Annotated in this window: 12 protein-coding genes; 7 read left to right on the top strand and 5 right to left on the bottom strand. The window is 62.6% G+C overall.

Annotated features, from left to right (window positions below; all coding sequences use genetic code 11):
* Positions 1 to 150: 150 nt before the first annotated feature.
* The 5 genes from RGM2987_RS02375 (at position 151) to RGM2987_RS02395 (ending at position 5,345) form a co-directional block, all read left to right on the top strand.
* Positions 151 to 1,308, top strand: coding sequence for a D-alanyl-D-alanine carboxypeptidase family protein (locus RGM2987_RS02375; RefSeq protein ID WP_245138516.1), 1,158 nt, complete (start codon positions 151 to 153; stop codon positions 1,306 to 1,308).
* Positions 1,309 to 1,389: 81 nt separating this feature from the next.
* On the top strand, positions 1,390 to 1,665 hold the full coding sequence (locus tag RGM2987_RS02380) for a DUF493 domain-containing protein (protein ID WP_107432461.1): 276 nt from the start codon (positions 1,390 to 1,392) through the stop codon (positions 1,663 to 1,665).
* Positions 1,665 to 2,312 carry a lipoyl(octanoyl) transferase LipB gene (gene lipB / locus RGM2987_RS02385; protein WP_245138517.1) on the top strand — a complete coding sequence of 216 codons (648 nt, stop codon included), beginning with the start codon at positions 1,665 to 1,667 and terminating at the stop codon, positions 2,310 to 2,312. The genes RGM2987_RS02380 and lipB overlap by 1 nt, the downstream gene beginning before the upstream one ends.
* Position 2,313: 1 nt before the next feature.
* On the top strand, positions 2,314 to 3,336 hold the full coding sequence (lipA, locus tag RGM2987_RS02390) for a lipoyl synthase (RefSeq protein WP_245138518.1): 1,023 nt from the start codon (positions 2,314 to 2,316) through the stop codon (positions 3,334 to 3,336).
* Positions 3,337 to 4,394: 1,058 nt separating this feature from the next.
* On the top strand, positions 4,395 to 5,345 hold the full coding sequence (locus tag RGM2987_RS02395; RefSeq protein ID WP_245138519.1) for an LD-carboxypeptidase: 951 nt from the start codon (positions 4,395 to 4,397) through the stop codon (positions 5,343 to 5,345).
* Positions 5,346 to 5,477: 132 nt separating this feature from the next.
* Here RGM2987_RS02395 and RGM2987_RS02400 read toward each other — a convergent pair whose 3' ends face one another.
* The 5 genes from RGM2987_RS02400 to leuS form a co-directional block, all read right to left on the bottom strand.
* Positions 5,478 to 6,800: a lytic murein transglycosylase gene (locus RGM2987_RS02400; RefSeq protein ID WP_245138520.1), complete on the bottom strand. Its 1,323-nt coding sequence runs from the start codon at positions 6,798 to 6,800 to the stop codon at positions 5,478 to 5,480.
* Between the two features lie 72 nt (positions 6,801 to 6,872).
* Entirely contained in the window at positions 6,873 to 7,037 is a 165-nt protein-coding gene (arfA, locus tag RGM2987_RS02405) for an alternative ribosome rescue factor ArfA (protein ID WP_072345410.1), read from the bottom strand.
* 234 nt (positions 7,038 to 7,271) lie between these two features.
* Positions 7,272 to 8,309, bottom strand: a complete 1,038-nt coding sequence (holA, locus tag RGM2987_RS02410) for a DNA polymerase III subunit delta (protein ID WP_245138521.1) — start codon at positions 8,307 to 8,309, stop codon at positions 7,272 to 7,274.
* 53 nt (positions 8,310 to 8,362) lie between these two features.
* Entirely contained in the window at positions 8,363 to 8,971 is a 609-nt protein-coding gene (gene lptE / locus RGM2987_RS02415; RefSeq protein WP_245138522.1) for an LPS assembly lipoprotein LptE, read from the bottom strand.
* Positions 8,972 to 9,060: 89 nt separating this feature from the next.
* On the bottom strand, positions 9,061 to 11,667 hold the full coding sequence (leuS, locus tag RGM2987_RS02420; RefSeq protein WP_245138523.1) for a leucine--tRNA ligase: 2,607 nt from the start codon (positions 11,665 to 11,667) through the stop codon (positions 9,061 to 9,063).
* A 292-nt stretch (positions 11,668 to 11,959) separates the two neighbouring features.
* On the opposite strand from leuS, the gene RGM2987_RS02425 reads away from it, so the two are divergent.
* Together RGM2987_RS02425 and RGM2987_RS02430 are read left to right on the top strand one after the other, a co-directional pair.
* Positions 11,960 to 12,283, top strand: a complete 324-nt coding sequence (locus RGM2987_RS02425; RefSeq protein ID WP_245138524.1) for a hypothetical protein — start codon at positions 11,960 to 11,962, stop codon at positions 12,281 to 12,283.
* 102 nt (positions 12,284 to 12,385) lie between these two features.
* The gene (locus RGM2987_RS02430; RefSeq protein ID WP_245138525.1) at positions 12,386 to 13,147 is read left to right on the top strand and encodes a YdcF family protein; all 762 of its coding nucleotides are present in this window, start codon (positions 12,386 to 12,388) and stop codon (positions 13,145 to 13,147) included.
* Positions 13,148 to 13,243 lie beyond the last annotated feature (96 nt).

A 13,243-nucleotide genomic window follows, 5' to 3' on the forward strand; every position in this document is an offset into this window, starting at 1 on the left:
TTTTTTGGGAGCGCTTCGCACTCCAGCGGGAGCAAGCTCCCTCGCCACGGGATGGGGAGCAGGCTTTGTTTTGATTGATCGGCCTAGCCAGGAAGGTTGCCTGTCAAGTATTGCCCTTGGGCAGTTTCCATTAGCGATTTCGAGAGACGGATGAACATCACCACCTTTGCCAAACGCCTTTGCCTGCTAGTCCCGCTGCTGCTTTCACCCGCCGCGTTCGCGGTCGAAATGATGCCGGCGCCCCCTCAACTGGCCGCCAAGTCCTTTGTGCTCATGGATGCCAGCAGCGGCGAAGTGCTGGTGGAGAACAACGGTGACCAGCGCCTGCCACCGGCCAGCCTGACCAAACTGATGACCGCCTACATCGCGACCCTGGAAATCCGTCGCGGCCAGATCGGTGAAAACGATCCGGTGACCGTCAGCGAAAACGCCTGGCGCACCGGCGGTTCGCGGATGTTCATCAAGGTCGGTTCGCAAGTGACCGTCAGCGACCTGCTGCATGGCATCATCATCCAGTCCGGCAACGACGCCAGCGTCGCCCTGGCCGAGCACATCGCCGGCAGCGAAGACGCGTTCGCCGACATGATGAACAAGACCGTGGCCGACCTGGGCATGACCAACAGCCACTTCATGAACCCCACCGGCCTGCCGAACCCCGAGCACTACTCGTCGGCGCACGACATGGCGCTGCTGGCCCGGGCCATCATCCACGAAGACCCGGCGCACTATGCCATCTACTCCCAGAAGGAATTTTTCTGGAACGGCATCAAGCAACCCAACCGTAACCTGCTGCTGTGGCGCGACAAGACCGTTGATGGCCTGAAGACCGGCCACACCGATGAAGCCGGCTACTGCATGGTGTCTTCAGCCGTTCGTGACGGCATGCGCCTGATCGCCGTGGTCTTCGGCACCAGCAGTGAAGTGGCCCGTGCCGCCGAGACCCAGAAGCTTTTGACCTATGGCTTCCGCTTCTTCGAAACCCAGACTTTCTATCAGAAGGGCACCGAGCTGGCCCAGGCCCAGGTGTGGAAGGGCACCAGCAACCAGGTCAAGGCCGGCCTGGCCCAGGACCTGACCATGACCTTGCCTAAAGGCCAGCTCAAGAAGCTCGCCGCGAGCATGACCATGAACCCGCAACTGACCGCGCCTATCGCCAAGGGCGACGTGATCGGTAAGGTCGAAGTCAAACTGGACGACAAAGTGGTGCACAGCGCCGACCTGATCGCGCTGGACGCGGTCGAGGAAGGTGGTATCTTCCGCCGCATGTGGGATAGCATCCGTCTATTCTTCTACGGCTTGTTCAACTGATTCGAGTGTTGACCTGCATGGCCCCGTTCCGATCCGGCGCGGGGCCATGTTCGTTACCACGGCTTGCGAGGCCGTTACGCCATGACAGACTCTGAAGTAAAGGCACCAAAGATCGAATTTCCCTGCGCGGATTACCCGATCAAGGTGATTGGCGACACCGGTGTGGGGTTCAAGGACAAGATCATCGCGATCCTTGAAAAACATGCCACCGTTGATCTCAAGTCCCTGGCCGAGCGCCAGAGCACCAACGGCAAGTACACGACGATCCAGTTGCACATCATCGCCACCGGCCAGGAACAGCTCTACGACATCAACAGCGAGCTGCGAGCGACCGGTTTCGTGCACATGGTGTTGTGATGCCGGGCACGCTGGGCTTTCGCGAGCTGGGGCGGATGGCTTACGAGCCGGTCTGGCATGCCATGCAACGTTTCACCAACGAGCGTGGCACCGGCGCAGAGGATGAAGTCTGGCTGGTGGAGCACCCGTCGGTATTCACCCAGGGCCAGGCCGGCAAGGCCGAGCACCTGTTGATGCCGGGCGATATCCCGGTGGTGAAAGTCGACCGGGGCGGCCAGGTGACCTACCATGGCCCAGGCCAGTTGGTGGCTTATCTGCTGTTGGACGTGCGCAAGCTGGGGTTTGGCGTGCGCGAGCTGGTCACCCGCATGGAGACCTGCCTGATCGAGCTGCTGGCCAGTTATGGCGTGGCGGCGGCGGCCAAGCCGGATGCGCCGGGTGTCTACGTCGATGGCGCGAAGATCGCCTCCCTGGGCCTGCGGATCCGCCACGGTTGTTCGTTTCACGGCCTGGCGCTGAACGTGGACATGGATCTTGCGCCATTCCGACGGATTAATCCCTGTGGCTACGCGGGGCTGGCAATGACCCAGCTGCGCGATCACACAGGACCGATTGAATTTGCCGAGGTAAGTGCCCGGCTGCGCGCGCAGCTCGTCAAACACCTCGACTATGCTGAGCAGACGACCCTTACGGGCGGAATCGACTGATATGACTACTGATGCAGTGCAAACCGTAATCCCGACGCAGGACGTTACCGAGCGTCCGGCCCCACGTGCCAAGGTCGAGGCCGGCGTCAAGCTGCGCGGCGCCGAGAAGGTTGCACGCATCCCGGTCAAGATCATCCCGACCACCGAACTGCCGAAGAAGCCTGACTGGATTCGCGTGCGGATCCCGGTTTCGCCGGAAGTCGACCGCATCAAGGCCCTGCTGCGCAAACACAAGCTGCACAGCGTTTGCGAAGAGGCTTCCTGCCCGAACCTGGGCGAGTGCTTCTCCGGCGGCACCGCCACGTTCATGATCATGGGCGACATCTGCACCCGTCGCTGCCCGTTCTGTGACGTCGGCCACGGCCGGCCGAAGCCTCTGGACGCGAACGAGCCGCAAAGCCTGGCCATCGCCATCGCTGATCTGAAGCTCAAGTACGTGGTCATCACCTCGGTGGACCGCGACGACCTGCGCGACGGCGGTGCCCAGCACTTTGCCGACTGCATCCGCGAGATCCGCAAGCTGTCGCCGAACGTGCAGCTTGAAACCCTGGTCCCGGACTACCGTGGCCGCATGGACATCGCCCTGGAAATCACCGCCGCCGAGCCGCCGGATGTGTTCAACCACAACCTGGAAACCGTGCCACGCCTGTACAAGGCTGCCCGCCCGGGGTCGGATTACCAGTGGTCGCTGACCTTGCTGCAGCGCTTCAAGCAGATGATGCCGCACATTCCGACCAAGTCCGGGTTGATGCTGGGCCTGGGGGAAACCGATGAGGAAGTGATCGAGGTCATGAAGCGTATGCGTGAACATGACATTGATATGCTGACGCTGGGGCAGTATCTGCAGCCTTCGCGCAGTCACTTGCCGGTGCAGCGGTTTGTGCATCCGGATACCTTTGCCTGGTTTGCGGAGGAGGGGTACAAGATGGGCTTCAAGAATGTGGCTTCGGGGCCGTTGGTGCGGTCTTCGTATCATGCGGATGAGCAGGCTAAGTTGGTCAAGGCTGAGTTGTTGGGGACCTGATCGTAGGGTGTATATCCGTTGCTGCGGTAACGGCCGCTTATGGTTCCGCTCTTACAGCGGGTCACTTTTGGCAAACGCCCCAAAAGTAACCAAAAGGTCTTTGCCCCACCACTCGGCCCCTCGCTAAGGCTCGGTGTGCCCTCACTCCGGCATTGCTCCGTGGGCCCGCCGCGAAGGGCCATCCATGGCCCAGCGCGGCTACCTCGGCATCCATGCCGAGGTGCCCACTACGCAATGCCTGCGTTCGGCCATCGTGGTTAACGGGGCGCCCAAGATCAAAAGCAAAGCAAAGCAAAGCAAAGCAAAAGCGGGCTTAGGTCGATCTGTTTCTTATGGCTGTACCTAATCTGATTGTGGGAGCGAGCCTGCTCGCGATGCGGCGGCACATACGACATCAATGCAAACTGACCCACCGCCATCGCGAGCAAGCCCGCTCCCACAGGGGCTCTGTATTGGGCACAAAATTGATGTTTAGTGAAGATCCAGTGTGGGAGCGGGCTTGCTCGCGAAGAGGCCATCTTCTACGACATTGATGCAAGCTGATCCACCGCCATCGCGAGCAAGCTCGCTCCCACAGGGGATTGGTGGTGGATGCAGGATTTGCGGCTGTTGAGCCGTCATGTGGGAGCGAGCTTGCTCGCGATAGCAATACTGTTTTTAGGTAAATGCACCCGCACCAGCTTTTGCTCTGCTCTGCTCTGTTTTTGATCTTGATCTTGATCTTGATCTTGATCTCGAAGCCCCATTAACCACGACGGCCGAACGCAGGCGTTGCGTAGTGGGCATCCCGGCATGGATGCCGGGATAGCCGCGCTGGGCCATGGATGGCCCTTCGCGGCGGGCCCGCGGAGCAATGCCGGAGTGAGGGCACACCGAGCCTAGGCGAGGTGCCAAGTGGTGGGGCAAAGCGCTTTTGGTTACTTTTGGCGCTCTTCCAAAAGTGACCCGCTGTAAGAGCGGAACCATAAGCGGCCGTTACACAAAAAACGGATATACACCCCAACACACGAAACACCAACACACGAACACCCAGCGATTCCAAACCGGGAGCCCCATGGATGACCGTTCAACCCACCCACACCCTTAATCCCCATCAGCCCGTCCCGGCCCTGCCAAAGGAAGGACTGATCGGAGTGATCGCCCCAGCCGGTCCCGCCCCACTGGACACGGAAAAGGCCAAGCAATGGATGCGCACCCACGGTCACGAGTTGAAAATCTTCCCAGGCGTCCATGAAAAGAACGGCTACCTGGCCGGCAGTGACGACACACGCCTCAACGACCTGCACAACGCCTTCGCCGACCCCGAGGTCGCTGCAATCATCTGCCTGCGCGGCGGCTACGGCACGCCGCGCCTGCTGGACCGCCTCGACTTCGACCTCCTACGGCGTAACCCCAAGCCGTTCGTTGGCTACAGCGACATCACCGCCCTGCACCTGGCCATCAGCCGATACGCAGGGTTCGTCACGTTCCACGGGCCACTGCTCAACGCCGATCTGCTGGGCGACAAAGAGCCACCCACCGTCACCTCGCTTTTCAGCCTGCTGCGCGGGCAGTTGAAGGCCGGCAGTGCGCTGGCTCATCCCGTCGCCTACCCACTGACCACCGTCGAACCCGGCATCGCCCATGGACGCTTGCTGGGGGGCAACCTGTCGATCATCGCCGCGACCATGGGCACGCTTTACCAGATCGATGCCGAAGGCGTGATTCTGTTCATCGAGGACGTCAACGAGCCGCTGTATCGCATCGACCGGTTGCTGACCCAGCTGCGCCTGGCTGGCACCTTGGCCAAGCTGCGCGGCGTGCTGGTGGGCGACATCGCGGGGGTAGAGGTCGAGGCGTTGAACCGCTTGCTCAAGCAGACCTTCGAGCCACTGAAGATTCCGGTGTTGTCCGGTTGGCGCAGTGGGCATTGCGATCCGAACCTGACGTTGCCGATGGGGGCGTTGGTGAGGCTGGATGCGGGGGAGAAGAGGTTGGTGTTGGAGCAGGATGTGGTGGTCACACGTTAATCCTGTGTCGTTTGCGACTCAGTCTTCGCGAGCAAGCCCGCTCCCACAGGTTGATCGTGTTTCCATGAAGGAACGCGGTCCCTGTGGGAGCGGGCTTGCTCGCGAAAGCGGCAGTCGCCATCAAGACAATCTTCAGCGGCTACGCAACGCCTCCAGCAATTTATGCGTCGGATACCCATCCGCCGGCCAGCCGAATGACTGCTGGGCGCTGCGGATCGCCTTGCGGGTGTTGGCGCCGATGATGCCGTCGGGGTTGCCCGCGTCGTAGTTGTGCTGGCCCAGCAGCGTCTGCAGTTCGATGCGTTCGGTGCGGCTCAGGGGCAGGTCTTCCTTGGGCCATTGGCCGTAGACCAGGCCACCGCCGCTGAAGCGTTCCGACAACAGCCCCACCGCCAACGCATAGGACGACGAGTTGTTGTACTTGAGGATGGCGCGGAAGTTGTCGAATACCAGGAACGCCGGGCCGCTATGGCCCGCAGGCAGCAGCAGGGAGGCCGACAGCTTCCATTCGCCCGGCGCGATGGGCCCGCCGGCATAAGTGGAAACGCCCAGGTCCACCCACTCGGCGACGGTCTTGCGAATCGTGCCGTCGGCGAGGGCGTAGTCGAAGTCTTTCTCTAGTTCGACCTCAAACCCCCAAGGTTGCCCGCGCTGCCAGCCGGAGCTTTGCAGGTAATGGGCGGTGGAGGCCAGGGCGTCGGTGGAACTGCCCCAGATGTCGCGGCGGCCATCGCCGTCGAAATCCACCGCATGGGTGTTGTAGGTGGTGGGGATGAACTGGGTCTGGCCCATGGCGCCGGCCCAGGAGCCGAGCATTTTCTCCGGCGCGATATCACCCTGTTGGAGGATTTGCAGCGCGGCAATCAGTTGCGCATGGGCAAAGGCTGGGCGACGACCTTCATAGGCCAGGGTCGCCAGGGAATTGATCACCGACTTGCTGCCCTGGATCTGCCCGAAGTTGCTTTCCAGGCCCCACACCGCCACCAGCGCCTGGCGGTCGACGCCATAACGCTGCTCGATGTTTTGCAGGACCTGGGCGTTCTGCTGAAGCAGGCTCTTGCCCTTGCTGACCCGCAGCGGTGCGAGCGCGCCATCGAGGTATTCCCACACGGGACGGGTGAATTCCGGCTGGCTGCGATCGGCCTTGATCACGCTCATGTCCGGGCTGACGCCGGCAAAGGCCCGATCGAACAGCTCGGCGCGGATCCCGGCGGCCAGTGCTTCCTTGCGAAACCCGGCCTGCCATTCGGCGAAGGTCTGGGTCGGGGCGAGATCCAGGTCGTCGCCGGTCGGGACGACGGGTGGCACCATCGCCGGAGCGGTCACGGCAGGGACGGTCTGGAGCGGTTGGGCGTCGGCGGCGGTAGGTTTTTCGGCGCAGGCGACAAGCAGGGCAATGCTGGTGGCTGCAATCAGTTGGCGCACCGGCCAACGGCGGGAAAGACAGAAGGGCATGCACGGATCCAGAAATTCAAATCAGGTGCTGACCTTAACATGCGAAAGGGGGATAGGGCTTGTCCGGGTGTTTCAAGCCGCCACAAAGCAAGAAGCCTCCCAGTTGTCAGACTGGAAGGCTTCGCGGCGGTAGCTGCCTTTGCCCTTGGCGGGTCGTTCCTGGCGGCTGCGGAACAGGGGCTGGGCGATGATGGACTTGGCCTTGTTGGGGCCATGCCTGGATGGCTTTTTGCTCATGGTTGGATCTCTCGCAGGGTGGGTTTTGCGAGGCGCATCATGGGGCAGAGTCGGGGGGCTGTCCAGTCCCGGCAGGCCGGAGGAATGTGTGCAGAGTTTGCGATCCGCGCGCTTTTGTGGCGAGGGAGCTTGCTCCCGCTGGACTGCGAAGCGGTCCCCAAGAACCAGGCGACTGCTTCGCAGCCGAGCGGGAGCAAGCTCCCTCGCCACAGAAGTATCTGGCAGGACGATGGGTTATTCAGCCGCAAGCGTCAGCCGCTGCCCGGCCATCAACAGCGTCAGGCGGCTGAGGCTCATCCATGGCGAGCCGGCCGCCTGGCCCTTGATCTGCGCGTCGATGCGCTGGGCTTCGAGCAGCAATTGTGCCCAGCGGGACGCCGAGTAGCGTTGCAGCGCCTTGCTCATCAGCGGTTTGCGCTTGTCCCACACCGGTGGACGGGCCTGGCTGAAGGCTTTGTCCAGCGGTACACCCTGGCTGTATTGCAGCGACAGGTTAGCCAGCAGGCGCAATTCCCGGGCCAGGGCCCAGAGGATCACCGGCGGCTCGACGCCTTCACCGCGCAGGCCTTCGAGCATGCGCAGGGCGTGGGCGGCTTCACCGTTGAGAACCGCGTCGGTCAGCCCGAAGACATCGAAGCGAGCACTGTCGGCCACGGCCGCTTGCACCGTTTCCACGGTGATCTGCCCGCCCTCGGCCATCAGCTTGAGCTTTTCGATTTCCTGGGCGGCGGCCAGCAGGTTGCCCTCGACCCGGGCGGCGATCAGTTCTACCGCGTCCTGGCTGGCCGAAAGGCCTGCCTGGGACAGACGCTGGCGGATCCAGCCCGGCAGTTGGCTGACGTCCACCGGCCAGATCTGCACGAACTGGGTCTGCTGGCCTTCGACCAGGGCCTTGCCCCATTTGGTTTTCTGCGCGCTGCCGTCGAGTTTCGGCAGGCTGATGAGCAACAGCGTGTCCTCGGCCGGCCTTGAGCAATATTCGATCAGCGCGGCGGCCCCTTTGTCACCGGGTTTGCCGGATGGCAGGCGCAGTTCCAGCAGACGCTTTTCTGCGAACAACGACATGCTCGCCCCGGCCAGCAGCAGGGTGCCCCAGTCAAAGTTGGCGTCGGCGGCGAATACCTGTCGCTCATCAAAACCTTGCTGGCGTGCAGCGGCGCGGATGGCGTCGGCGGCCTCCTGGCACAGCAGCGGGTCATCGCCACTGATGATATAGACCGGCGCAAGGGTGCCTTGCAGGTGTTTGCCAAGTTGGGCGGGAGCCAGCTTCATAAAGCACGATTCATAAGAGAGGGCGAGCGGGGCGCCGAAGCGCCCCGCAAGGCTTACTGAGGAGCCGGGATCTGCATCGGCGACTGCTGCGGGGTTTCCGCCTCAGCCTTGCGTGCCGCTTCCAGCGCGTCGGCCTCGGCCTTGGCACGGGCGTCGGCGGTCTGCTGCAACTGTTCGAGCTGGGTCGGGGTCAGTTGTTGCAGGCGCAGCATCATGCGCTGTACCAGGTCGCGACGCATTTCACCGCGCACTTCGATGGATTCCTGGTCGGAACCGGTGATGTTGTTGCCGTCGTGCAGGTAGACCTTTTGCACTTGTAGCTTGTCATCGAGCAGCGTCAGGTCGTTCTGGCCGCGGATCTCATAGCTCAGCTCGTTGGTCAGCTGGTACTCGGCCGAACGACCGGCGCCGGCATAGCTCAGGCTGCGCTGGCTTTGCTGCTCGTTGGTCAGCACCAGTTTGTACGGGGCGCCGTTGTAGACCCGCACGCCGCTGTTTTCCAGCGTCTGACGAAGCATCTTCACGGTTTCGCCATAGGCATCGCGCGCGCTGAGGTCCAGCTCCTTGATCGCCAGCTCGGTGGTACCGGTGCCGCGCAGTTGGAAGCCGCAGGCGCTCAACAGGACCGCCAGGCCCACTACCAGCAGATTACGTTTGATCATCTTGTTGCTCCCCTTGAAACCCTATGGATCGACGGTGCGACCCCGCAGGTATATTCGGCGCCCGACCCGTGGCCGGGCGCCCGGTCCAATTAGCTTGCGACGATGTTGACCAGCTTGCCGGGCACCACGATCACTTTGCGAATCGTCAGGCCATCGACGAAGCGCAGCACGTTCTCGTTGGCCCGTGCGGCGGCTTCGACTTCTTCGCGGGTGGCGGCGGCGGGCATTTCGATCTGGCCGCGCAGCTTGCCGTTGACCTGGATCACCAGGGTAAGGCTGTCCTGCACCAGCGCGCTTTCGTCGACCACCGGCCAACCGGCGTCGATTACCGGATCAGCGTGGCCCAGTCGATTCCACAGCTCATGGCTGATGTGCGGCGTGATCGGCGCCAGCAGCAGCGTGACGGCCTCCAGGCCTTCATGCAGCAGTGCGCGATCCTGCTCGGTGCCCTGGGCGGCTTTTTCCAGCACGTTCATCAACGTCATCACCTGGGCGATGGCGGTGTTGAATTTGTGGTTCTGGCCGACGTCATGGCTGGCTTGCTTGATTGCCAGGTGGATCGAGCGGCGAACGGCTTTCTGCTCGTCGCTCAAGGCGCTGACGTCCAGTTTCCCCGGCAGGCCCTGGGTGACATGGGCCTGGGCCAGGCGCCAGACGCGCTTGAGGAAGCGGTGCGAGCCCTCGACGCCGGAGTCGGACCATTCAGCGCTCATGTCCGGTGGCGAGGCGAACATCATGAACAGACGGCAGGTGTCGGCGCCGAACTGGTCGATCATCGACTGTGGGTCGACGCCGTTGTTCTTGGACTTGGCCATCTTCTCGGTGCCGCCGATTTCCACCGGCAGGCCGTCGGCAATCAATTTGGCGCTGATGACCTTGGCCTTGCTGTCGCGTTCGAGTTCGACGTCGGCCGGGTTGAACCAGTTGTAGGCACCGTTGGCCTCGCGGCGATAGTAGGTCTCGGCGACCACCATGCCCTGGGTCAGCAGGTTCTTGAACGGCTCGTTGGAGCTCACCAGGCCTTCGTCACGCATCAGCTTGTGGAAGAAGCGCGCATACAGCAGGTGGAGAATGGCGTGTTCGATGCCGCCGATGTACTGGTCCACCGGCAACCAGTGGTCGGCCGCGGATTTTTCCACCAGGCCGCCTTCATAGTGCGGCGATGCATAGCGGGCGTAGTACCACGAGGACTCGACGAAGGTGTCCATGGTGTCGGTTTCACGCTTGGCCGGCGCGCCGCATTTCGGGCAGCTGCACTCGTAGAACTCGGGCATGCGCGCAAGGGGCGAACCGGCGCCGTCGGGTACCACGTCTTCCGGCAGGACCACAGGCAACTGATCTTCCGGCACCGGCACGTCGCCGCAACTGGCGCAGTGCACGATCGGGATCGGGCAACCCCAATAGCGCTGGCGGCTGATGCCCCAGTCGCGTAGGCGGAACTGGGTGCGCGAGGCGCCGAGGTTCTTCTTGATCAGGGCCACTTCGATGGCGTCGAACGCGCCGGCGAAATCCAGGCCGTCGAACTCACCGGAGTTGATCAGCTCACCGTGTTCGCCGTAGGCGTCCTGCCAAGGGGCCGGGGTCAGGTCACCGGCGCTGGTGCGCACCACCGGTTTGACCGGAAGGTTGTACTTGTGGGCGAATTCGAAGTCCCGCTCGTCGTGGGCCGGTACCGCCATTACGGCGCCGTCGCCGTAGTGCATCAGCACGTAGTTGGCGACCCACACTGGCAGTTTTTCACCGGTCAGAGGGTGCTCGACGAACAGCGAGGTTGGCAGGCCTTTCTTTTCCTGGGTGGCGACGTCGGCTTCGGCGACGCTGCCGCCCTTGCATTCGGCAATGAACGCCTGCAACGACGGATCGTTCTGCGCCGCCAGGGTCGCCAGCGGGTGCTCGGCGGCCACGGCCACGTAGGTGGCGCCCATCAGGGTGTCCGGACGGGTGGTGAAGACTTTCAGGGTACCGGCTTCGCCAATGGAGGCGACGTCGTAGGGGAACTGGACTTCCATGCCGCGGGACTTGCCGATCCAGTTGCGTTGCATGGTCTTGACCTGCTCGGGCCAGCCGGTCAGCTCGTCGAGACTCTCCAGCAGTTCATCCGCATAGGCGGTGATCTTGAAGTAGTACATCGGGATCTCGCGCTTCTCGATCAGCGCGCCGGAGCGCCAGCCGCGACCGTCGATCACTTGCTCGTTGGCCAGCACGGTCTGGTCCACCGGGTCCCAGTTCACGGTGCCGTTCTTGCGGTAGATCACGCCTTTTTCGAACAGGCGGGTGAACAGCCATTGTTCCCAGCGGTAGTAGTCGGGCTTGCAGGTGGTCACTTCGCGGGACCAATCCACCGCCAGGCCCAGGCTGCGCAGTTGGGACTTCATGTAGGCGATGTTTTCGTAGGTCCACTTGGCGGGCGCCACGTTGTTCTTCATCGCGGCGTTTTCCGCCGGCATGCCGAAGGCGTCCCAACCCATGGGTTGCAGGACGTTCTTGCCTTGCATGCGCTGGTAGCGGGAAATCACGTCGCCGATGGTGTAGTTGCGCACGTGCCCCATGTGTAGCTTGCCGCTGGGGTAAGGGAACATCGACAGGCAGTAGTAAGTCTCCTTGCCTGGCTGTTCGCTGACTTCAAAGGACTTTTGCTCGTCCCAGAACGATTGGGCGGCGGCTTCGATTTCACGGGGCTGGTAGTGTTCGTGCATGGCTACTTTTGGACTGAATGGGGTGGCCCAATCCTCTTCGTGGCCATGCTGGACGCGGACGACGCCGAATGCGGCGTTTTCGATGCCCAGCCAGGCTGGAAGTGGAGTTACAGGAAGCGCCGTAGCATACATGACCGCACTCGGCCGAGGGAAACCCTGATTGCGTCCCGGGCCGGGTCGACAGCCGGCGGCAACGGGCGTTCAGGGCCGTTGGTCGCGGCGTCCTGCCGGTTTGCCCAGCGAAGCTAAGCTTCTCAATGGGGAGTGAGTCTTATCTTCAATGAGGTGAGGGATGGTTGAATCACAGCTAAAAGTAACAACGACACCTGAGTTGTACGAAAAACTGATCGATCGTCTCGGGGTGGCCCTGGACGCTGCAAGAACCGCCGGTCGCTTGCGTAATGAGCGCCCGGCAGAGCTGGAACTGCGTGGCTTGAGCCCCGCAGAGTTCGAGCTGGTCAAGGCTTACCTTGAGCAGACCGGACACCAGGCTCCCACCAGTGGGGCCCAGGCAAACAAGCGTCTAGACGCGCCCCGTTCGGCCAAGGTTGTATGGCTCAAGGACCGGACGCCTGACAAGGATGCTGTAAAGGTCCGGTCACTGCAGTTCAAGTAAGCCGGATTCACGCGTGTCGCTTTTTTTGGTTCAAGGCTGTTTCGAATCTGTTGTCGCTTTGCGTCAACGCACTTAGGCTTCGGGCATCTCTGGAGATGCCCGATGCCGTTTCGCTATTTCATCAAACAACTTTTGTTGCCGCCCGGCATTTTTTTGCTGCTGCTGACGCTTGCTTGGTGGTGGCGTAACTCCCGGCCGCGCCTGGCACGTCTGTGTTTCTTCATTGGGCTGGGCGGTTTCTGGCTGATGAGCCTGCCGGTGGTGGTGCAGTGGGGCGCCAAGGCCCTGGAACAGGAGCCACCGCTGTCGCGCAGCGAATGGGCGAGCCTGGCCCAGCGCGCCGACGCCATCGTCGTGCTCGGCTCCGGCCGCGAGCGCGGTGACGTGGCCTGGGGCACCGACCAGCCCACCGGCGTCGGGCTCGAGCGCCAGCGTTATGCTGCTCGGCTGGCCAAGGCGTCGGGGCTGCCGGTATTGACCTCGGGCGGCCTGCATTACGGCACTCCACCCAGCGAGGCGAAGCTGATGGCCGATTCGATGCTGGATGATTTCGGGGTCACCGTTCGCTGGCAGGAAGGGCGCAGCCGCACGACCTGGGAAAATGCCCAAATGAGCGCCGAGATCCTCCTGCCGGAAGGTGTTCGTCGGGTCGTGGTGGTAACCCAGGCGTGGCACATGCCGCGGGCAGTCATGAGTTTCGAACGCGCGGGATTTGAAGTGGTGCCGGCGCCGGTGGGCTTCCTCGGGCCGGACAACGCCCGGCCGCTGGGCGGCTGGATGCCGGAGTTCAAATCGATCTGGCAGTCCGGGCAGTTGCTGAATGAGGCGGTGGGGTTGGTGGGGTATTGGGTGTTCTATCGCTGAGGCACGACACGGAGTAAGGCGAATGCTGCTGTGGCGAGGGAGCTTGCTCCCGCTGGGGCGCGCAGCGGCCCTGTTTTGGGGGCTGCTGCACAGCCC

The sequence above is a fragment of the Pseudomonas sp. RGM2987 genome, from assembly GCF_022952855.1.
Lineage (GTDB): Bacteria > Pseudomonadota > Gammaproteobacteria > Pseudomonadales > Pseudomonadaceae > Aquipseudomonas.